This is a genomic window from Pseudomonas sihuiensis, from assembly GCF_900106015.1.
Classification (GTDB): domain Bacteria; phylum Pseudomonadota; class Gammaproteobacteria; order Pseudomonadales; family Pseudomonadaceae; genus Aquipseudomonas; species Aquipseudomonas sihuiensis.
In genome coordinates this window covers 5,375,804-5,396,471 of record NZ_LT629797.1, presented here as the reverse complement: position 1 = coordinate 5,396,471, position 20,668 = coordinate 5,375,804, and the positions used below count along the sequence as shown (strand labels likewise).

Below are 20,668 nucleotides of genomic sequence, written 5' to 3'. Positions count from 1 at the left end.
CCTCTTATTGGTCTTGTATGTAAAGCCGATGCATTACCAGAGCGGCACGATATAACTCAGGATCAGGCGATTCTCGTCCAGATCACGGACGAAGCTCGATCGGTAGGTGGCATTTCTCCAGGTCACCTTGAGATTCTTCAGCGGGCCATCGCCAAAGGCGTAGGCGATATCGGTGTTGCGCTCCCACTCACGCCCTTCGCCTGCCGCCAGGTCGACCTGATCACCGCGCACGTAGCGGGTCATGAAGGTCAGGCCCGGTACGCCGACGCTGGCGAAGTTGAAGTCGTAGCGCAATTGCCAGGAACGCTGGTCAGGGCCGGCAAAGTCGTTGATCTGCAGGAAGTTGGTCAGGTAAGGCGTGGCCCCGTCGACATAGGTGAAGCCATCGTCGCCAAGCATCTTTTGATAAGCCAGGCCCAGTGCATGGCCGGCGACGCTGTAGGTGAACATGCCGTTGATGACCTGGTTGTCGATGTCACCAACCAGCTCGCGCCCAGCTTCGCTGTTGCTGAAATAACGCAGGTCGCTTTTCAGCTTGCCAGGCCCCAGTGCCAGGCTGTGTTGCAGGCCGAGGAAATGCTGGCGATAGACGTCGCTCAGTTCGGCGTAGTGATAACTGGCGAGCAACTGCGGGTTGATCGCGTAATCGACGCCGGCGAAGCGCAGCTCGTCGCTTTCGGGGCTGCGACCGAATCGGCCGTTCTTGTTGTTCAGCGACAGTTTCTCGGAGCCGGACACGCTGCGCTGCACCACGCGGTCGATCTCGCCCAGGGTGAAGGTGGCGCGTTCGAGGTCCTTGCTCTGCAGCTGCCAGCCCTCGAACACCTGCGGCAGCAGGCGTGCGTTGCTGTATTGCAGGTAGGGCATCTTCGGCAACAACGTGCCCACGCGCAGTTGGCTCTCGGCGAAACGCACCTTGCCGGTCACGCCCAGCTTGCTGTAATCGTCCTCGGCGCGATTGCGGCTGTCACGCGTTAGCAGGTCGGTGCCGCTGCGATCTGGCGAGGAGTCGAGTTTCAGACCCAGCATGCCGATGGCATCGACACCAAAACCGACGGTGCCCTGGGTGTAGCCGGACTCCAGGTTGAGGATGAAGCCTTGCGCCCATTCTTCGCGCTTGTTCTGCCCGGCATTCTCGCGAAAGTCGCGGTTGAGGTAGAAGTTGCGCAGCTCCAGGCTGGCCTTGCTGTCCTCGATGAAACCGGCAGCGCTGGCACCGACAGCAGGCAGCGCCATGACCGTCATACCGACGACGGAGCAACTGAGGGATCTTGTTCTTATCATTGTGACTGGCCCTACGGGTGTGGTTGTGGTGAAGCGAAATCAGCTGCCGGTGCGCCTCAGGCTGGGGATGTACACCTCACCCGAGAACAGGCGACGGGCCGTGCGCACCAGCGAGGCACGCAGGTTGTCGGGGTTGCCATCAGCGGCAGGCTGCAGGGAAACCTCGATCTGCCCGCCCGGATGCTCCAGGCGTACCAGCGCCTCGCCTTCGATGGGCGCGACGTCATGGGCGACGCTGCCGGGTAGCGCGCAGGCCGTGGCCAGGCCGATGGCACCGGTGGCAGCGACCGAGCGGTGGCAGGTATGCGGCATGAAATAGCGCACGCTCAGCGTGCCGCCATGGCGTGCAGGTGCCAGCAGCACCGGCTTGGGAATGACCATCTGCGACACGTCACCAAGCCCCATGGCCAGGCCGGCCTGCAGGCGAATGCGTTCCAGGCGCTGGAGAAAGGCGCTGTCGGCATCCAGTTCAGCCGGTGACTCGTAGCCGGTCTTGCCCAGCGCCTCGGCATGCAGCAGCACCATCGGCATGGCCATGTCGATGCAGGTGGCCACGACCCCGTCGAACTCGTCACGCACGCGGCCGGTGGGCAGCAGGCGGCCGGTCTTGGCGCCAGCGGCATTGAGGAAGGTCAGCTTGATCGGCGCGGCAGTGCCAGGTACGCCGTCGATGGCGGTGTCGCCGTCATAGCGCACGCGGCCATTGGGGGTCATCACGTCGGAATCGACGAAGGTGTTGGTATTGAGGTTGCGAATGCGCACCCGGGTCATCGGCGAACCGGCATTGACCAGGCCGTGCTCGATGGCGAAAGGACCGATGGCACAGAGCATGTTGCCGCAGTTGGGCGCGGTGTCGACGCGGCGCTGGGTGACCATGACCTGCACGAACAGGTAGTCGACATCGGCGTCCGGATGCGGCGAGCGGCTGACGATCGCCACCTTGCTGGTCTGCGGGCTGCCGCCGCCGATACCATCGATTTCCAGCTCATGGCCCGATCCCATCAGGCTGAGCAATACCTCGTCGCGCTGTTGCGGGTCCGTGGGCAGGTGATTGGCCAGAAAGACCGGCCCTTTCGAAGTACCGCCTCGCATGAGTACACAAGGTACCGTCCGCATGATGCCTCCAACGCAATAAAACCAGTGATTGTTGCTTTGCGTCGATTATGGGGAGCGGATATTTATTCTGTAAAATGCATATATTTTGATATTTATTCCATTTAACGCATTAATGCATGTGCATATTTCCTCGCTTGCCAGTCCTGAGCCGAAAGACTAGGGTTCATTGGTAAATTTCAAACAAAAATACGCACGACTGATAACCCAAGCGCATGAATTACGAACTGCAAGACATCCGCGCTTTCGTGAAAATCGCCGAGTTCGGCAACTTTCACGAGGCCGCCAACGCCATCCACCTGTCCCAGCCGGCCCTGACCCGGCGCATGCAGAAACTGGAAGAAAGCCTCGGCATCCAGTTGCTGGATCGCACCACGCGTCGGGTCAGCCTGACTGCCGTGGGCCGGGATTTTCTGCCCAAGGCGCAGCGCCTGCTGGACGACTTTGAGCGCTCGATCCTCGGCATCCGCGAACTGGCCGAGCGCCAGTCCGGCCAGGTCACCCTCGCCTGCATCCCGACGGCGGCCTTCTACTTCCTGCCGACGGTGATCCGCGCCTTCAACCTGCAGTACCCGAAGATCCGCATCCGTATCCTCGACCTCAGCGCCCATGAAGGGCTGGAAGCGGTTATTCGCGGCGAAGCGGATTTCGGTATCAACATGCAGAGTGGGCAGAGCGCAGAGATCGACTTCACCCCGCTGGTCAATGAGCCCTTCGTGCTCGCCTGCCGGCGTGACCATCCCCTGGCCAAGCAGCCAGAAGTGGCCTGGCGCGAGCTCAGCGACTATCGCCTGATCGGCGTCGGCCGCCTGAGTGGCAACCGTGTGCTGCTCGATCACGGCCTGGCCCATCTCGACTGGCGCCCAAGCTGGTTCTACGAGGTGCAGCATCTGTCGACATCACTCGGCATGGTCGAGGCCGGCCTGGGCATCGCCGCCCTCCCCAGCTTGGCGATGCCGGCCGAGGATCATCCGATTCTGGTCAGCCGGCCACTGGTCGATCCGGTGATCAGTCGTACGCTGGGCCTGGTACGCCGCCGCGGCTCTTCGCTGTCGCCGGCAGCCGAACAGTTCGTCGAAACCCTGCTGCGGCAATGGCCGAGCTACACCTCCATCGGCACCAGTAACCCTGCCGAACTCGAAAGCTGAGCTATCTCTTGGGCCGGCGTCGCACTCGCCGCCGGTCCGACGCGCTTTCATCAGCAACCACCGAGCAAGACAGGCCGCCGAAAACCCGGATAATGGCCGCCATTTTGTTTCGCTCGCTGGTATTGCCCCATGGAAATCAAGGTCAACTTTCTCGACAACCTTCGCCTCGAAGCCAAGTTCGATGACTTCACGGTGATTGCCGATCAGCCGATTCGCTACAAGGGCGATGGCTCGGCGCCGGGGCCGTTCGACTATTTCCTGGCCTCCTCGGCGCTGTGCGCGGCGTACTTCGTCAAGCTGTACTGCCAGACGCGCGACATTCCCACCGAGAACATTCGCCTGTCGCAGAACAACATCGTCGACCCGGAGAACCGCTACGCGCAGATCTTCAAGATCCAGGTCGAGCTGCCGGCGGACATTTCCGAGAAGGATCGCTTAGGCATCCTGCGCTCCATCGACCGCTGCACCGTGAAGAAGGTGGTGCAGCAGGGCCCCGAATTCATCATCGAGGAAGTCGACAACCTCGACGCCGATGCCCAGGCGCTGCTGATGCCGGTGAGTGACACCACCACCTACATCCCGGGCAAGGATCTGCCGCTGGAGCAGACCATCGCCAACATGTCGGGCATCCTCGCGGACCTCGGCATGAAGATCGAGATCGCCTCTTGGCGCAACATCGTGCCCAACGTCTGGTCGCTGCACATTCGCGACGCGCAGTCGAACCTGTGCTTCACCAACGGCAAAGGATCGACCAAGGAAAGCGCACTGGCCTCGGCCCTGGGCGAGTTCATCGAGCGGCTGAACTGCAATTTCTTCTACAACGACCAGTTCTGGGGCGAGGACATCGCCAGCGCCGAGTTCGTCCACTACCCCAACGAGCGCTGGTTCAAGCCGGGCCCGAAGGATGCGCTGCCCGAGGAAATCCTCGACGAGCATTGCCTGGCTATCTACAACCCGGATGGCGAACTGCGCGGCTCGCACCTGTATGACACCAACTCGGGCAACACCCTGCGCGGCATCTGTTCGCTGCCATTCGTGCGCAGGAGCGACGGCGAGACGGTGTACTTCCCGTCCAACCTGATCGAGAACCTGTATCTGTCCAACGGCATGAGCGCCGGCAACACCCTGGCCGAAGCCCAGGTACAGTGCCTGTCGGAGATATTCGAGCGGGCGGTGAAACGCGAGATCCTCGAAGGCGAGCTGTGCCTGCCGGACGTGCCGCAGGAAGTGCTGGCCAAGTACCCGGGCATCGTCGCCGGCATTAAGGGCTTGGAGGAACAAGGCTTCCCGGTGCTGGTGAAGGATGCTTCCCTCGGCGGTGAATTCCCGGTGATGTGCGTAACCCTGATGAACCCGCGCACCGGCGGCGTATTCGCCTCCTTCGGAGCGCACCCGAGCCTGGAAGTGGCGCTGGAGCGCAGCCTCACCGAACTGCTGCAGGGCCGCAGCTTCGAAGGCCTCAACGACCTGCCGCAGCCGACCTTCGACAGCCTGGCGCTGACCGAGCCGAACAACTTCGTCGAGCACTTCATCGACTCCAGCGGCGTGGTGTCCTGGCGCTTCTTCGGCGCCACGCCGGACTTCGAATTCGTCGAATGGGATTTCTCCGGCGAAGGCAGCGACTCGAATGAGCAGGAAGCCGCGACCCTGTTCGGCATCCTCGAGGACATGGGCAAGGAGGTTTACGTGGCCACCTATGACGATCTCGGCGCCAACGCCTGCCGCATCCTGGTGCCGGGCTACTCGGAAATCTATCCGGTCGAGGATCTGATCTGGGACAACACCAACAAGGCGCTGCTGTTCCGCAAGGACATCCTCAACCTGCACAGCCTGAGCGACCGCGAACTGAAGTCGCTGCTGCGCAACCTCAACAACACCGAGGTCGACGACTACACCGATATCACCACGCTGATCGGCATCGAGTTCGACGACAACACGGTGTGGGGCCAGCTGACCATCCTCGAGCTGAAGCTGCTGATCAACCTGGCGCTGAAGAAATACGACGATGCCAAGGAGCTGGTCGAGGCCTTCCTGCAGTACAACGACAACACCGTCGAGCGCGGCCTGTTCTACCAGGCGGTCAACGCCGTGCTGGAGATCCAGCTGGACGACGAGCTGGAGCTGGCCAACTACGAGCACAACCTGCGCCGTATGTTCGGCAACGAGCGCATGGATGCAGTGATCGGCTCGGTGGACGGCAGCGTGCGCTTCCATGGCCTGACGCCGACCAGCATGAAACTCGAAGGCCTGGACAAGCACCTGCGCCTGATCGACAGCTACAAGAAACTGCACGCTGCGCGCGCCAAAGCAGCCGGGCTGGCCGGCTGAACATGGTCAGCGAGCGCCCAACCCACAGAGTCGCAGCGCTGATGCTGGCGGCCGGTTATAGCCGCCGCTTCGGTGCCGACAAGCGCCGGCTGGAACTCGCCGACGGCCGCTCGTTGCTCAGCGCCAGCCTGGCACTGCCCTGCTCGATGCTGGAAGAGGTCTGGCTGGTGCTACGCCCGGACGAAGCGCCAGCAGCGCTGGATCTGCCGACGGGTGTGCGTATCGTGCAGAACCCGGCCACCGCCCAGGGCATGGGCCACAGCCTGGCGGTAGGCGCCGAGCGACTACTGGCCGAATCCGGCGCCGAGGCAGTGGCGATCTTTCTCGCCGATATGCCGGCGATTCGCCGCGACAGCCTGGAAACCCTGTTCGCTCACGCCAGCGCGAACGCCATCGTGCTGCCCAGCTACCAGGGCAAACGCGGCCACCCGGTGCTGTTCGGCCGCGCTTTCTGGCCGCAGCTCGCGACGCTGAACGGCGATGCCGGCGCCAAGCCGGTGCTGCAGCAGCACCCCGAGGCTGTGCGCATCGTCGAGCTGAACGATCCTGGCGTACTGCAGGACATCGACACCCCGGCAGACCTGTCTCAGTTATAGGTCCGCCAAGGGGTTCACTCGCCACAACGCAGGCGGCGGGTTTCACCCGCCCTACTGCCCGGCCTGATGCAGCAGCACCTCACTCAACGCCTGCGCCGCGCTGGATAGCTGATGCCCGGCCTGGTGCAGCAGGCCGACGCGACGCGACACCTGTGGCTCGCTCAGCGGTAGGCAGCGGGCGCCCAGCTCTTCCATCTGCTGCCGGCACAGTTGCGGCACGGCGCTGACGCCGAGGCCTTCGGCAACCATGCGCCCGACCGTGACCAACTGATGACTTTCGAACGCTACCGGCAGCTTGCCGTGGCTGGAGGTCACGCTGTCTTCCAGCAGCAGGCGTACCGCCGAAGGCCGTTGCAGGGTGATGAAGGGTTGTTCCAGCAGTTGCGCCCAGGTCAGCGCTTCGTGGTCGGCAAGATTGCTGGCTGCCGGCACCACGGCAACGAAACGGTCCTCGTACAACGGGGTGAACTGCAGGCCGTCGAGGGTCGCCGGCTCGAAGGCGATACCCAGCTCGACGCGACCGTCGCGCACCATCTCCATCACCTGCTCGTTGATCACGTCGTGCACCGCCACGTTGACCCGTGGGTAGGCGTCGCGAAAGGCGCGCAACGCCGCCGGCAGGCGGTTACCGGCGAACGAGGGCATGGCTGCTACCGCCACCTTGCCCATCTGCAAAGTGAAGTGCTGGCGCAGCAGGTCCTCGGCATTGTCCCAGTCGGCCAGCAGGCGCACGGCAATCGGCAGCAACGTCTCGCCCTCGGGCGTCAGCGCCACGCTACGGGTGGTGCGCACCAGCAACTGGCCACCGAGCGATTGCTCCAGATTCTTGATCGCCAGGCTCAGCGCCGGCTGCGACAGATGCAGGCGTTCGCAGGCCTGGGCGAAGCTCAGGCTTTGCGCCACGGCGAGAAAGGCGCGTAGCTGCTTGACGGTCATTGATTTATTTACCTGATCAATCAAGAGGAAAAACAAACTTAACAAATAAGCTCGCAGCACTGAAGCTTGACCGCAGCCTGGCAGTGCTCCTGCCCCATAACGACAAAAGAGAGGCAGCCTCGAATGAGCGGACTCGACAAACGCGTCGGCAGCTATGCAGAAGCCCTGGACGGCCTACAGGACGGCATGACCGTACTGGCCGGCGGTTTCGGCCTGTGCGGCATCCCCGAGAACCTGATCGCCGAGATCCGCCGTCGTGGCGTGCGCGATCTGACCGTGGTGTCCAACAACTGCGGCGTCGATGGCTTCGGCCTCGGCGTGCTGCTGGAAGACCGGCAGATCCGCAAGATGATCGCCTCCTACGTCGGCGAGAACGCCCTGTTCGAACAGCAACTGCTCTCCGGCGAGCTGGAAGTCGAACTCACCCCGCAAGGCACCCTGGCCGAGAAGCTGCGCGCTGGCGGCGCCGGCATCCCCGCTTTCTTCACCGCTACCGGCTATGGCACCCCGGTCGCCGAAGGCAAGGAAGCGCGCGAAATCAACGGCCGCCACTACATCCTCGAGCCGGCCATCACCGGCGACTTCGCCATCGTCAAGGGCTGGAAAGCCGACCACTTCGGCAATGTGGTCTACCGCCACACCGCGCAGAACTTCAACCCGGTGGTCGCCACTGCCGGGCGCATCACCGTGGTCGAGGTCGAGGAGATCGTCGAACCCGGTGAACTCGACCCGACGCAGATTCACACCCCCGGCATCTACGTCGACCGGCTGATCTGCGGCAACTTCGAGAAACGCATCGAAAAACGCACGCTGCGCGCCTGAGGAGAAAGACCATGGCTCTTACCCGTGAACAAATGGCCCAGCGCGTCGCCCGCGAGCTGCAGGACGGCTTCTACGTCAACCTCGGCATCGGCATTCCCACCCTGGTGGCCAACTACGTACCCGAAGGCATGCAGGTGATGCTGCAGTCAGAGAACGGCCTGCTCGGCATGGGCGCCTTCCCCACCGAAGAAGAAGTGGACGCCGACATGATCAACGCCGGCAAGCAGACCGTCACCGCGATCAAGGGCGCGGCGATCTTCGACTCGTCGCAGTCCTTCGCCATGATCCGTGGCGGCCACGTCGACCTCACCGTGCTCGGCGCCTTTGAGGTAGACGTGCGCGGCAATATCGCCTCGTGGATGATCCCCGGCAAGCTGGTCAAGGGCATGGGCGGCGCCATGGACCTGGTGGCCGGCGCCGACAACATCATCGTTACCATGACCCACGCGTCCAAGGACGGCGAATCCAAGCTGCTGGAGCATTGCAGTCTGCCGCTGACCGGCTGCGGCTGCATTCGCAAGGTGCTGACCGATCTGGCCTACCTGGAGATCGAGGACAACGCCTTCATCCTGCGCGAGCGCGCACCGGGCGTGAGCGTCGAGGAAATCGTCGCCAAGACCGCCGGCAAGCTGATCGTCCCCGAACACGTACCGGAAATGAGCTTCTAAGTTGTCTACCGTTCTGTAGGCGCCACCACGCACGGCGCCTACAGAGCGTTTTTTTGGCTATGTCCTACACCCTGTAGGAGCGGATTCATCCGCGAAGCTTTTTCCGCCCTACCGCGCCAAGAGGATTTCCCATGCAAGACGTCGTCATCGTTGCCGCCACCCGCACCGCCATCGGCAGCTTCCAGGGCAGCCTGGCCGAGATTCCTGCGCCGGAACTCGGCGCCATCGTCATCAAGCGCCTGCTGGAGCAGACCGGTCTCGACGCAGCCCAGGTCGATGAAGTGATCCTTGGCCAGGTGCTTACCGCAGGCAGTGGCCAGAACCCCGCGCGCCAGGCCGCCATTCGTGCCGGCCTGCCCCATGCCGTACCGGCCATGACCCTGAACAAGGTTTGTGGCTCGGGCTTGAAAGCCCTGCACCTGGCTGCCCAGGCCATTCGCTGCGGTGACGCCGAGGTGATCATCGCCGGCGGTATGGAGAACATGAGCCTGGCGCCCTACGTGCTGCCCAAGGCCCGCACCGGCCTGCGCATGGGCCACGCGCAGATGCTCGACAGCATGATCGTCGACGGCCTGTGGGACGCCTTCAACGACTACCACATGGGCATCACCGCCGAGAATCTGGTGGAGAAATACGGTATCAGCCGTGAAGCCCAGGACGCCTTCGCCGCTGCATCGCAACAAAAGGCCGTGGCCGCCATCGAGGCCGGTCGCTTCGATGCCGAGATCACTCCAGTGCTGATCCCGCAGCGCAAGGGCGACCCTATCGCCTTCGCCCGTGACGAGCAGCCGCGCGCCGGCACCACAGCCGAATCCCTGGCCAAGCTCAAACCCGCATTCAAGAAAGACGGCAGCGTTACAGCCGGCAACGCCTCCAGCCTCAACGACGGCGCCGCTGCCGTGCTGCTGATGAGCGCGGCCAAGGCGCAGGCGCTGGGTCTGCCGGTACTGGCGAAGATCAAAGGCTATGCCAATGCCGGTGTCGACCCGGCGATCATGGGCATCGCCCCGGTGTCGGCCACCCGTCGCTGCCTGGACAAGGCCGGCTGGAGCCTGGCCGACCTGGACCTGATCGAAGCCAACGAAGCCTTCGCGGCCCAGGCGCTGTCGGTCGGCCAAGAGCTGGGCTGGGATGCCGACAAGGTCAACGTTAACGGCGGCGCCATCGCCCTCGGCCATCCCATCGGCGCCTCGGGCTGCCGCGTGCTGGTCAGCCTACTGCACGAGATGATCCGCCGCGATGTCAAGAAAGGCCTTGCCACGCTGTGCATCGGTGGCGGCCAGGGCGTGGCACTGGCCATCGAGCGCGCCTGAGCAGCTAGAAAACGTAGGGCGGGTGCAACCCGCCACTACAGGGATGGCGGGTTGCACCCGCCCTACGGTTCAACACAACCACCCGCTCGGCCTCGGCCGAGCGTTGTCATATCCACTGCAACCCGCAGGCATAGCCAACCCTGAATGCCTGGTAAAGCCCTTACACAACCATAAGAAAGAGGCGTCATCCATGTTCAACACCCTCACCCGCATGAGCGTGAGCCTGGTACAAAAGTACCTGCCCTCACCGTTCGTTTTCTCCGCCTTGCTAACTCTGGGCGTGCTGCTCGCTGGTATCTTCTCCACTGGCCAATCGCTACCGGCCATGGTGCAGCACTGGAGCAGCGGTTTCTGGACGCTGCTCGGCTTCGCCATGCAGATGTCGCTGATCTTCGTCACCGGCCACGCTCTGGCCAGCGCACCGATCATCAATCGCCAACTCGACCGCCTGGCCGGCCTGGCACGCACACCCGGTCAGGCGATCATCATGGTCACCCTGGTGGCGCTGGTCGGTTGCTGGGTCAACTGGGGCTTCGGCCTGGTGATCGGCGCGGTGTTCGCCCGCGCCCTGGCACGCAAGGTCGATGGCGTCGATTACCCGCTGCTGGTGGCCTCGGCCTACTCGGGCTTCCTGGTCTGGCACGGCGGCCTGGCCGGCTCGATTCCGCTGTCCATGGCCACCGGCGGCCCGGATCTGGCGCGCATCACCGCAGGCGTGCTGACCGATCCAGTGAGCATCACCGAAACCCTGTTCAGCCCGTTGAACCTGACCATCGTGGTCCTGCTGTTCATCGGCCTGCCGCTGCTCAACCGCGCCATGCACCCGCGTCAGGGCGCCAAGATCGCCGACCCAGCCAAACTGGTGGAATCGCGTGCGGAACTGCCGGCTCGTGAAACCCCGGCGCAGCGCCTGGACGACAGCCGCATCCTCGGTCTGGCACTGGTGGCCATGGCCGGTATCTACCTGTTCAACCACTTCGCCACCAAGGGCTTCGTGCTTGGCCTGGACGTGGTCATCGCCATCTTCCTGTTCAGCGGCCTGCTGATGCACGGCACCCCAGAGCGCTACATGCGCGCGGTGGACGAGAGCGTGCGTGGCATCGGCGGCATCGTCCTGCTGTTCCCCTTCTATGCCGGGATCATGGGCATGATGATGGGCGCCAACGCCGACGGTATTTCCCTCGGCCGGCAGATCACCGAAGCGTTCATCTCCTGGTCCTCGGCTGACACCTTCCCGCTGCTGGCCTTCCTCAGCGCTGGCGTGGTCAACGTGTTCGTGCCGTCTGGTGGCGGCCAGTGGGCCGTGCAAGGCCCGATCATGCTGCCGGCTGCTCAGGCACTGGGCGTCTCGCCGACCGTCACCGCCATGGCGATTGCCTGGGGCGACGCCTGGACCAACATGATCCAGCCGTTCTGGGCACTGCCGCTGCTCGGCATCGTCGGTCTCGGCGCCCGCGACATCATGGGCTACTGCCTGATCATGCTGCTGTACTCGGGCGTGGTGATCTGCGGCGCATTCTACTTCCTCGGCTGACCAGGCAGCGAGGCCTTGCAGGGTGGGCTGGGCGGCGATCCGCTTCGGCCCACGCTGACCAACCCAGGTGGGCTAAAGCCCACCCTACGAGCTGACTATTTGCTCGGTTGAATCCCCGCTCGCGATCACCGCACTGTGAGGCCTCGCGAGCTAGAGCGATGCAAGGCAGAGGCAGGCGAGCAAGCGGAGTGTACTTTTGTACATGAGCATTGTGAGCCTGCCTCTAACGCAGCAGCGCCGACGCGCAGCAGGCCGAACTCAATCCCCCATCAGCCCCTGCGCCTTGGCCATCGCCACGGCCTGGGTGCGTCTTTGCACGCCGAGCTTGACGTTGATCCGCCGCGCATGAGTCTTGACCGTGTGCAGCGAGATGAACAGACGATCGGCGATTTCCTGATTGGAACAGCCCTGCGCGATCAACTGCAGCACTGCCAACTCCCGCGAGCTGAGCAGCGCAGTACCGGCACTGGCCGGCTCATCCAAGCACGGCGCCGGATCGAACAGGCGCTGATGCAGGTTCTGCCCAGCCTCACCCGGCAACAGGCGATCGAGCCATTGCGCCTGACGCTGCTGCAGCTCCTGTAACGGCCGCAGCAGGCGCAGCTGTCGCGCCTCACCAAGCGCCTGCTGCAACAGGTTATCTGCCTGCTCCAACTCGTCCTGCATGAGCAGCGCCTCGGCCAGGCTGACCCGACATTCGCAGGCCAGACTGCGATGCCCGGCGAGCTGGCATTCCTCCAGCAGCAGGCGCAGTGCATGCTCAGCGGCAGCGTGGTGGCCGAGCAGCAGATCGCTCAGCGCCAGGTAACGACGCAAGCGCGGCAACAAATCGTAGAACTCGGAAGGCGCCAGCTGCTGGCGTTGCTGCAGCTGCTGCAGCGTCTGGGCGAACAGTTCCCGCGCCCGCCCGGTCTGCCCCTGACGCAGCAGCAGCCGCCCAGCCTGCAACTGCAGCACACAGCGGTAACGCACTTCCGGCACATGCGACCACTGCATCACTCGCTCGGCCCGCTGCAACCACTGATGGGCCTCGTCGAGATCGCCACGACTTTCCGCCAGCTCCAGCATGCCGAGGTAGCCGGAAATGATGTAGGCATCCTCGCAGTGCTCGGCTTCCTGCAGCCCCAGCCGATACGCCTGCTGCGCCGCCTCGTCGAGACCCTGACGAGCCAGCAGGCTGGCCCGTACCAGCAGCAGGCGAGCGACCACCGGGCTATGGTTGAAGCGTTCGCGCAGCAGCGCCAGGGACTGTTCGGCGAGCTCCGCAGCGCGCCCGGCCTCGCCACGCATCTGCAGCAGCAGGCAGTGATCGGTATTGAGCAAAGCCTCGAAAATCAGGCTGCCATTGAGCCGCGCCAGGCGTAGGCCCTGATCCAGCGCCTGCTTGGCCTGGTCCAGCGCATGTTCGGCCATATGCTGCTGGGCCAGCGCCTGGTAACAGAGCACGCGCTGCGACCAACTGCCCTCGTCCAGCATCTGCAGGGCCTGTTCGCAGTGCATCCGGGCATCACGGCGTCCGCACTGACGCGCCAATACGCCCGTCAATGCCTGCCAATGGGCGATCAGTTTGCGCTGGCGGCGCTCATCCGGTTGCGGCATGAAATGCGCCAACCCCTGGATGCAGTCGGCAGCTTCATCGAAACGGGCACAGATGATCAGGGCCCAGGCCTGCAGCACGATCAGTCGCGGCGAGCTGGCGAACAGCCAGGCCGGCAGCTCTTCGCGCCATTGCAGGAACTGCGCGACAGAGTGCCCCTGCAGCAATTGCTCCTGGCTGAACCGCTGCAGGTAATTGACCGCGACCTCGACCTGCCCTGCCAGCAGGGCGTGTTCGACGGCCTCGCGAATATCGCCGTGCTGAGCGAACCACTGGCAGGCGCGCACATGGATCGGCGCCGGCGCCGGCGCCCCCGGCAGAAGACGTAATACCTCGGCCAGCGGTCGCCACAGGCGGAACCAGGTGCCGCTGCTGTCGAGGCTGCGCACGAACAGCTGTCGTCGTTGCAGTTCGCCGAGCAGCTCACTGCCACGGCCCTCCAGCAGATGCTCGCAGAGCGACCGGGAAAAACGCGGCAACAAGGCCAGTGCATGCAGATCGCTGCGCAGCTCTTCGTCCAGGTCGGCCAGCACCTCGCGCTGTACGTAATCGCGTAGCAGCGGGCAACCAGCCTGCAAACGCTGACGCAGCGCATCCTCGTCGACATCGAGCAGCAGCAGGCGAATCGCCGCCAGCCAGCCTTCGCTGCTCTCCAGCAGAGCCTGCCGCACGTCTTGCGCCAGCGTCACCTGCAGCGCCGCCAACAGCTCATTCAATGCCGCATCATCCAGCGCCAGCTCGTCACCCTTGAGCTCCAGCAGATCGCCCTGCAGCAGCAGGCGCGGCAGGTTCCAGGCCGGTGTGCGGCGGCTGGCGACCCACCAGGTGACCTGCTGCGGCGCCGCGGCGAACAACCGGTCGAGGCAGGCATCGAGCTCATCGTCAGCCTGTCGCGGGTAGTCGTCGATAAAGATCCACAAACGCCCCGCGCGCTCATGCAGCCGATCGATCAGCCCCGCTTCACCGCCATCGTCGAACGGCAACTGCATGGCTGCGGCCAGTCGCTTGCACAGCTGCGTCGGTGTCAGGCTGCGGCCACCGAGATCGAGCCATACACGCTCGACGGCGGCTGGTGTGTGGCGTGCGCACTGGCCGAGCAGCACGCTCTTGCCGGTACCGGCAGGCGCGCACAGCAAGCGCAGTCGCGACTCGCTGGCGAGCAGGCGCTGCAGCAGGGCTGGGCGGGAAACCACACACGGCGGCAATCGCGGTAGATCGGCAGGTTGCACCTGCAACGCACTCGGACGGGCGATGGCAAGGGTAGGCATGGCAGCGGTTCTCTCTGCTTGTCATTGTTGAACCACCAGACGATGGTACCCCGCTCACCGCGTGCGACCACCCCTTGGTGCTTATGGCGCGAGATTCACGTGAGAGAGGCGCACAGAAAAAAGCCGGTGGCGCACAAGGCGACACCGGCTTGCTTCGAGTTGCTTAGTGGTCAGCGCACGCCGGCGTTACGCAGGGCTGCCGGGGTGAAGTCCTTGGCCGAGGCCTGGGTGCCGTACTGGATCGACATCTTCTCCTCGTTGGCCATGCCGACGGCGACGTAGCGACCGGCGATGACGTCGTACAGCGCTTCCAGGGCGTAGACCGGGATCTTCTGCGCGTAGTGCTGCAGCAGCATGGCCTCGCCGACACGCCAGAGCTGGCCGCGACCGTCATAGTGCTCGGACAGGGCGATCTGCCAGGAGTCCTCGTCGACATAGAAGCGGCGCTTGGCGTAGATGTTGCGCTCGCCGGACTTCAGCGTCGCCTCCACTTCCCACACGCGGTGCAGCTCGTAGCGGGTCAGGTCCTGGTTGATGTGCCCGGCCTTGAGGATGTCGGCGTACTTCACGCTCGGCAGCGCCAGGCGGTAGTTGTTGTAGGGGATGAACAGCTCGCGCTTGCCCACCAGCTTCCAGTCGTAGCGATCCGGGGCGCCGTTGAACATGTCGAAGTTGTCCGAAGTACGCAGACCGTCCGACGCAGTGCCCGGGCCGTCATAGGCCACCTGCGGCGCACGCCGTACACGACGCTGACCGGCGTTGTACAGCCAGGCCATGCGCGGCTCGGCCACCTGGTCGAGCGAGTCGTGCACCAGCAGTACGTTGCCGGCCAGACGCGCCGGCGCGGTGACCCGCTGCTTGAAGAACAGCAGCGCATTTTCCGCCTTGCCCGGATCGATATCGGGGACGTTGTCCGGGAAGGCCACTTCGTCCTCGAAGTTCACCAGGGTGTAGGCGCCGTTGGTCTGCGGCGAGGCCTGCACGATGCTGCGCTTGAGGTTGCCACCGCGGTAACGGGTGATGTGGTTCCATACCACCTCCAGGCCGTTCTGCGGAATCGGGAAGGCGTAATAGCGGCTATCGGTGAAGCCGGTCAGGCCGTTGCCGCCATCACGCAGGCCGGTCTTCAGCGCGCTGGTTTTGGCCGCAGCGTTGATCGCATCCGGCACCACCGTGCTGCGGTGCGTCGGGTACACCGGCATGCGATAGCTTTCCGGATAGCGCGCGAACATCGCCAGTTGCCCGGCCGACAACTGCTCGCGGTACTGCTCCAGGTTCTGCGCGGTGATGGTGAACAGCGGCTGCTCGCCGGCGAACGGGTCACTGAGAAAACCGCGTGCATCGACCTGCCCGGCATTGGTCGCCAGGCCGCCCGTCCAGCTGGGGATGGTGCCGGCTGCGTTGCCGGCCATCTCGCCGCCCAGCGGGGTCAAACTGGTACCGAGCTTGGCTGCTTCCTGCTCGCTGACCGCAGCCAGCACACCGCTGGCCAGCAGGCTCAGGGACAGCGCGCCGAGCATCTTCAGGGTTGTATTCATCTGCATTCCTCAACTGATCCTGTTGGCCTAGAAGCTCACGCCGAAGCTGAGCGCCAGGAAGTCGCGGTCGACCGCGGTGTTGTACTCGCCACCGAAGAAGTCGGTGTACGAGAGGCTGGCTGTATAGGTGTTGCGGTAGTCGGCATCGACCCCGAAACTCACCGCCTTGGCACCCTCGTTGAACAGGCCGTTGGGGCCATAGCCGTCGACGTCATGCGACCAGGAGACGTTCGGCCGCAGGTTCACCCCGGCGAACACGTTGCTGTACTCCCAGATGCCACGCACCCGGTAGCCCCAGGAAGTGCTGGTGACGAAGCCGTGAGTGTCGCCACGGAATCCGTAGGCACCGAACAGCGAATCGCGGCCGTAGCGCAGGTCTTCACGGCTCTCCAGCCCACCGACATGGGCCATGCCGATTTCGCCGACCAGGGTGAAGCGCCCGGCGCCCATCACCTGATCGAAGAAATGGGTGAAGGTGGTCTGCACCTGGGTGACTTCCTTGCGCCGGTAGCCGACGTTGTCCTGACCCGGTCCGGCCACCACTGGAGCAGCTGCTCCATTGGTGATCGGGTTGAGCAGGCTCAGGGTCATGTCGGTGGTGTTGATCTGCAGCGGCAGGTTGGGCCGGTAGCTGACCTCGCCGGCCCAGGCGGTGCCGGTGGGTAGCGTGGTGGAGAAGCTCAGACCGTAGAGACGGATGTCCTCCGGATACTCCAGGTAGTAGCGGCCATTACCGAGCATTACGCTCTGCGCCAGGCCGGCGCCGCTGCCGGGTACGATGCCATTGGCGGTGCCAATGATCCCCGGCAGCGCATTCAAGGTCGCCTGCCCGGCGTTCTGCGTGCTGACGATGGGCGTGCGGCTGTGGTAGTTCATGAAGTAGGCGCCGTACTCGGTCTCGTCACCAAGCCAGCGCAGGGCCAGGCCCCACTGGCCGCTATCACGCGCATCACGATCACCGGCACGCGGCAGGATCACCCCTTCGCTGTCGACGCGGAAGCCCTGCCCGAACGCGGCGGCAATCGGCTGCAACGGCGCGATGGCCGGCGAGCCGATGTGGTAGCCGTTGTCGCAGCCATCGGCGGCCACATCGGCGGTGGAGAAGAAGGTGCCGCAGTTGTCGAGGATGGTCTGGTCCCACTCCAGCTGGTAGAAGGCTTCCATGCTCAGGCGGTCGGTGAGGCTCTGCGACAGGTAGAGCATGTTCACCGGGATCAGGCCTTCCTTGATCTCCGCGCCGGGGCGGCGGAAGGCGGCCACGTCGATCGGGTTGATGGCGTTGATGCTGTTGCCGATGAAAGTGCTCTCGCCCCAGCTCACCACCTGCTTGCCGACCCGCACCGTGCCAGGCAGATCGCCAATGGCGTAGTTGTGGTAGAGGAAGGCATCGAGAATTTCCGCCCCCGAAGACTTGGCGCCCTCCTTGCGATTGCTGTCGTCGATATCCTTGAACAGGCGGCTTTCGTCCTTGAGCTCGAAGTCGTACCAGTACTTGCCGCGCACGAATACGCCGGTATCGCGGTACTTCAGTTCGAGGTCGTGGATGCCCTTGAAGATCTTCGAGAAGGTCTCGCCCTTCTTGAAATTCAAGCGCCCATCGTCACCAGTCTGCGCCTGGCCCTGGCCGCCGTTGTTGGGGCCGATCAGATCGCGATCCGGACTGCGCATCGACCAGCTGGCGCCGACCGACAGCGAGCTGTCGAACTGCCCTTCGATCTCACCGATGTTGAAGTTGACGGCCTGTGCCGGTGCGACAAAACCGACGGCGACGGCCAAAGCCAAGGTGTGCGGCTGGAATAGTCCGGGCCCTGTTGTTCTTGTCATGCGGGTCTCCTGAAGTGGGGTGCAACTGCAGGGAACCCTACGCAGCGACCACACCTCGGATAAGCGCACCAAGGAGGGATTTCATCTGTCGCCCAAAAGGATGAATGGCGCCCTGGCGCGGGGCGCAAGCCGCAACACTCAGCCTGCTGAATGACGAGGTATCAGGAAGGTGGGGAACTATTTATTGGCAGGCCATGCTGCCCAATGCGCCACGGCTCTGAACTGCAGGAGCGGCGCCGCGCCGCGAACAGGGCCGCGAAGCCAGGACAGCTCCGCCACCAGGCTGGGCTGTAACGAAAGCCGCCGGGAGCGCCTAACCCGATCACCATCGGCAGAGTCCGGAATCGGGCTCTGCCTGGTCGATCAGTCGCTGCTGGCCGCCAGTTCGCGCAACAGAACCTCGTGGAACAGCACCGGCGCTTCGACCTGCGGCGAATGGCCCAGCTCCGGCCACTCCACGAGTTTTGCCTCGGGAATCGCCTCGGCGGTCTTGCGGCCCAGTTCTGGGTAGTTGCCAAGGCGCTGTGCGATTTCTTCCGGCGCGCGGTTGGCGCCTGGGGCGGTGCGATCTTTGCCACCGATCAGCAGCAGGGTCTGCGCTTTGATGTTGGCGAACTCGTGCACCACTGGCTGGGTGAACAACATCTCCGCCGTCTGCGCCTGGTTCCAGGCGACGATCTCTTTGCCTGGCCCGCTATACATGCCGTTGAGCATGTCGACCCAGCGGTCGTACTCGGGCTTCCACACACCGTTGTAGTAGAACTTCAGCTGGTAGTTCTTGATGCCGTCATAGGAGGTCTTCAACTCGCCCTGATAGAGCTGGTCGACCGTCACGTAGGGAACACCCTCCGCCTGCCAGTCCTCCAGACCGATAGGGTTGACCAGCACCAGCTTCTCGACGCGCAGGGCATGGTTCAGGGTATAGCGCGCGGCCAGCATGCCGCCCATGGAATGACCGATCATTGTGGCCTTCTCCACCCCCAACGACTCGAGCAGTGCGTCAGTATTGCTGGCCAGTTGGCCGAAGCTGAACTGATAGCCACGCGGTTTGCTTGAGCTGCAAAAACCGATCTGATCCGGTGCGATCACGCGGTAGCCGGCATCGCTCAGCGCCTTGATGGTCGCCTCCCAGGTAGCGCCGCAGAAATTCTTACCATGCAGCAGCACAGCTGTGCGGCCATTGGCCTGGCCGGTTGGCTTCACGTCCATGTAGCCCATCGACAGATCCTGCTGCTGCGAACTGAATTCGAAGCGCTGGATCGGGTGGGGATACTCGAAACCTTCCAGCTGCGGGCCATAACCAGCCTGCGGCGAGGCCTGGAGCACAGAGAGGGGAAGGAGGCTGGCGGAAAGTGTCGCGATAAGCAGGGTTTTCGTCACGGGCGCATTCCTCTGACTGAGTCGCTACTGCATGCCTGCCACGGCCAAGCTCAGGCGTAAAAAGGCTGTCGACTATAGCAACCACTCTCCGCTACCAAGGCGGCAAAACTTTTCTGGATGTGAACGAAACGCCTGAGATAGAGCCTTCAGGATATCGACATGGATTACCGCCAGCGATCCAGCAGATTCACCGCCAGCCGGTCCAGCCAGCCCCACAGGCGCTGTTGCGCGCGGCGCCACCAGGGGCGCTGGTGCCAATCATCGAGGGTGATCTCGCGGCTGACGCCGAAGTCCTCGATGAAGCTGGCCGTCACTGCCCGGGTGAAATCCGGGTCCAGCGCCTCGACATTGGCGTCGAGGTTGAAGCGCAGGTTCCAGTGGTCGAAGTTGCACGAGCCGACGCTGACCCAGTCGTCCACCAGCACCATCTTCAGGTGCAGGAAGCGTGGCTGGTATTCGAAGATGCGCACCCCGGCCCTGAGCAACTTGGGGTAGTAGCGCTGCCCGGCAAAACGCACCGGCGGGTGATCGGTGTTGCGCCCGGCCAGCAGCAGGCGCACCTCGACACCGCGCGCTGCGGCGCGGCGCAGGGCGCGGCGGATTTTCCAGGTCGGCAGGAAGTAAGGTGTGGCCAGCCAGACGCGCTGCTTGGCGCCCTTCAGTGCGCGCAACAGCGACAGCAGAATGTCGCGGTGCTGCGCAGCATCGGCATAGGCCACGCGCCCCAGACCAACGCCGGCCGGCGGGCATTCAGGCAGGCTCAGCGGTATCGGCTGATAACTCGGGCGCCAGGAAAAGCGCGCCAGCCACAGTTGCTCGAACAGCTGCTGCCAGTCGCCCACCAGCGGCCCTTCGATTTCCACCATGGCTTCGTGCCAGGGACTCCGAGGCTCGTCTGGCAGCCAGAACTCATCGGTGGAGCCAGTGCCGCCAACATAGGCCAGGCGCTGGTCCACCAGCAGCAGCTTGCGGTGATCGCGATGAAAGTTGCGGATACCCCGCCGCCAGCGCACCGGGTTGTACCAGCGCAGCTGCACACCGGCGGTCTGCATGCGCTCACGTAATGCGATGCCCAGGCCTGCCGCACCGTAGGCATCGAACAGACCACGTACCCTCACCCCACGCTCAGCCGCTCGGCACAGCGCCTCGACCAGACGCTCGCTGCAACTGCCGTCCTCGATCAGGTAAAGCTCGATTTCTACCTGCTGCTGGGCGCCCTCGATGGCTGCCAGCATACGCGGGAAAAATACCGACCCGTCCAGCAGCAATTCGAAGCGATTGCCGCCTCGCCAGGGGAAGATGCTGCCGCGCGCATGCAC

The 20,668-nt window shown here is 63.9% G+C and carries 15 protein-coding genes; 7 read left to right on the top strand and 8 right to left on the bottom strand.

Features of this window, described 5'->3' with window-relative positions; translation table 11 throughout:
* Window positions 1–33: 33 nt before the first annotated feature.
* Window positions 34–1,284: an OprD family porin gene (locus BLT86_RS25215; protein ID WP_092380220.1), complete on the bottom strand. Its 1,251-nt coding sequence runs from the start codon at window positions 1,282–1,284 to the stop codon at window positions 34–36.
* 39 nt (window positions 1,285–1,323) lie between these two features.
* Complete coding sequence (locus BLT86_RS25210) at window positions 1,324–2,400, bottom strand: 4-oxalomesaconate tautomerase (protein ID WP_092380216.1); 1,077 nt, start codon at window positions 2,398–2,400, stop codon at window positions 1,324–1,326.
* Between the two features lie 212 nt (window positions 2,401–2,612).
* On the opposite strand from BLT86_RS25210, the gene BLT86_RS25205 reads away from it, so the two are divergent.
* The 3 genes from BLT86_RS25205 to BLT86_RS25195 all read left to right on the top strand — a co-directional run bounded on the left by BLT86_RS25205 (window position 2,613) and on the right by BLT86_RS25195 (window position 6,469).
* Window positions 2,613–3,545 (top strand): LysR family transcriptional regulator, encoded by a 933-nt coding sequence (locus BLT86_RS25205; RefSeq protein ID WP_021488248.1) that lies wholly within the window; start codon window positions 2,613–2,615, stop codon window positions 3,543–3,545.
* Between the two features lie 129 nt (window positions 3,546–3,674).
* Window positions 3,675–5,873: an OsmC domain/YcaO domain-containing protein gene (locus BLT86_RS25200; RefSeq protein WP_090336391.1), complete on the top strand. Its 2,199-nt coding sequence runs from the start codon at window positions 3,675–3,677 to the stop codon at window positions 5,871–5,873.
* Between the two features lie 2 nt (window positions 5,874–5,875).
* Complete coding sequence (locus tag BLT86_RS25195) at window positions 5,876–6,469, top strand: nucleotidyltransferase family protein (protein ID WP_026088685.1); 594 nt, start codon at window positions 5,876–5,878, stop codon at window positions 6,467–6,469.
* Between the two features lie 51 nt (window positions 6,470–6,520).
* Here BLT86_RS25195 and BLT86_RS25190 read toward each other — a convergent pair whose 3' ends face one another.
* Window positions 6,521–7,405 carry a LysR family transcriptional regulator gene (locus BLT86_RS25190; RefSeq protein WP_090336393.1) on the bottom strand — a complete coding sequence of 295 codons (885 nt, stop codon included), beginning with the start codon at window positions 7,403–7,405 and terminating at the stop codon, window positions 6,521–6,523.
* A gap of 123 nt (window positions 7,406–7,528) precedes the next feature.
* On the opposite strand from BLT86_RS25190, the gene BLT86_RS25185 reads away from it, so the two are divergent.
* From BLT86_RS25185 to BLT86_RS25170, 4 genes are all read left to right on the top strand, one after another.
* Window positions 7,529–8,227, top strand: coding sequence for a CoA transferase subunit A (locus BLT86_RS25185; RefSeq protein WP_017678065.1), 699 nt, complete (start codon window positions 7,529–7,531; stop codon window positions 8,225–8,227).
* An 11-nt stretch (window positions 8,228–8,238) separates the two neighbouring features.
* Complete coding sequence (locus BLT86_RS25180) at window positions 8,239–8,895, top strand: CoA transferase subunit B (RefSeq protein WP_021488233.1); 657 nt, start codon at window positions 8,239–8,241, stop codon at window positions 8,893–8,895.
* Between the two features lie 131 nt (window positions 8,896–9,026).
* Window positions 9,027–10,208, top strand: a complete 1,182-nt coding sequence (locus tag BLT86_RS25175) for an acetyl-CoA C-acetyltransferase (protein ID WP_017678067.1) — start codon at window positions 9,027–9,029, stop codon at window positions 10,206–10,208.
* Window positions 10,209–10,398: 190 nt separating this feature from the next.
* Window positions 10,399–11,742: a short-chain fatty acid transporter gene (locus BLT86_RS25170; RefSeq protein ID WP_017678068.1), complete on the top strand. Its 1,344-nt coding sequence runs from the start codon at window positions 10,399–10,401 to the stop codon at window positions 11,740–11,742.
* 258 nt (window positions 11,743–12,000) lie between these two features.
* On the opposite strand, the gene BLT86_RS25165 is transcribed toward BLT86_RS25170, so the two are convergent.
* The 5 genes from BLT86_RS25165 to BLT86_RS25145 all read right to left on the bottom strand — a co-directional run bounded on the left by BLT86_RS25165 (window position 12,001) and on the right by BLT86_RS25145 (window position 20,668).
* Entirely contained in the window at window positions 12,001–14,607 is a 2,607-nt protein-coding gene (locus BLT86_RS25165; RefSeq protein WP_092380214.1) for a LuxR C-terminal-related transcriptional regulator, read from the bottom strand.
* A gap of 170 nt (window positions 14,608–14,777) precedes the next feature.
* Window positions 14,778–16,145, bottom strand: coding sequence for a DUF1329 domain-containing protein (locus tag BLT86_RS25160; RefSeq protein WP_231976563.1), 1,368 nt, complete (start codon window positions 16,143–16,145; stop codon window positions 14,778–14,780).
* A 27-nt stretch (window positions 16,146–16,172) separates the two neighbouring features.
* A complete protein-coding gene (locus tag BLT86_RS25155; RefSeq protein ID WP_026088688.1) occupies window positions 16,173–17,969 on the bottom strand; it encodes a DUF1302 domain-containing protein in 1,797 nt (598 codons plus the stop codon).
* A 363-nt stretch (window positions 17,970–18,332) separates the two neighbouring features.
* Window positions 18,333–19,349 carry an alpha/beta fold hydrolase gene (locus BLT86_RS25150; RefSeq protein WP_092380208.1) on the bottom strand — a complete coding sequence of 339 codons (1,017 nt, stop codon included), beginning with the start codon at window positions 19,347–19,349 and terminating at the stop codon, window positions 18,333–18,335.
* Between the two features lie 164 nt (window positions 19,350–19,513).
* Window positions 19,514–20,668 (bottom strand): phospholipase D-like domain-containing protein, encoded by a 1,155-nt coding sequence (locus BLT86_RS25145; RefSeq protein WP_017678073.1) that lies wholly within the window; start codon window positions 20,666–20,668, stop codon window positions 19,514–19,516.

What these genes read in the sequence shown, in the direction of transcription:
- BLT86_RS25175 (WP_017678067.1), top strand. Translation starts at nt 9,027, where the DNA reads ATGCAAGACGTCGTCATCGTTGCCGCCACCCGCACCGCCATCGGCAGC.
- BLT86_RS25180 (WP_021488233.1), top strand. Translation starts at nt 8,239, where the DNA reads ATGGCTCTTACCCGTGAACAAATGGCCCAGCGCGTCGCCCGCGAGCTG.
- BLT86_RS25190 (WP_090336393.1), bottom strand. Translation starts at nt 7,405, where the DNA reads ATGACCGTCAAGCAGCTACGCGCCTTTCTCGCCGTGGCGCAAAGCCTG.
- BLT86_RS25210 (WP_092380216.1), bottom strand. Translation starts at nt 2,400, where the DNA reads ATGCGGACGGTACCTTGTGTACTCATGCGAGGCGGTACTTCGAAAGGG.
- BLT86_RS25170 (WP_017678068.1), top strand. Translation starts at nt 10,399, where the DNA reads ATGTTCAACACCCTCACCCGCATGAGCGTGAGCCTGGTACAAAAGTAC.
- BLT86_RS25165 (WP_092380214.1), bottom strand. Translation starts at nt 14,607, where the DNA reads ATGCCTACCCTTGCCATCGCCCGTCCGAGTGCGTTGCAGGTGCAACCT.
- BLT86_RS25195 (WP_026088685.1), top strand. Translation starts at nt 5,876, where the DNA reads ATGGTCAGCGAGCGCCCAACCCACAGAGTCGCAGCGCTGATGCTGGCG.
- BLT86_RS25200 (WP_090336391.1), top strand. Translation starts at nt 3,675, where the DNA reads ATGGAAATCAAGGTCAACTTTCTCGACAACCTTCGCCTCGAAGCCAAG.
- BLT86_RS25185 (WP_017678065.1), top strand. Translation starts at nt 7,529, where the DNA reads ATGAGCGGACTCGACAAACGCGTCGGCAGCTATGCAGAAGCCCTGGAC.
- BLT86_RS25205 (WP_021488248.1), top strand. Translation starts at nt 2,613, where the DNA reads ATGAATTACGAACTGCAAGACATCCGCGCTTTCGTGAAAATCGCCGAG.
- BLT86_RS25160 (WP_231976563.1), bottom strand. Translation starts at nt 16,145, where the DNA reads ATGAATACAACCCTGAAGATGCTCGGCGCGCTGTCCCTGAGCCTGCTG.
- BLT86_RS25155 (WP_026088688.1), bottom strand. Translation starts at nt 17,969, where the DNA reads ATGACAAGAACAACAGGGCCCGGACTATTCCAGCCGCACACCTTGGCT.
- BLT86_RS25215 (WP_092380220.1), bottom strand. Translation starts at nt 1,284, where the DNA reads ATGATAAGAACAAGATCCCTCAGTTGCTCCGTCGTCGGTATGACGGTC.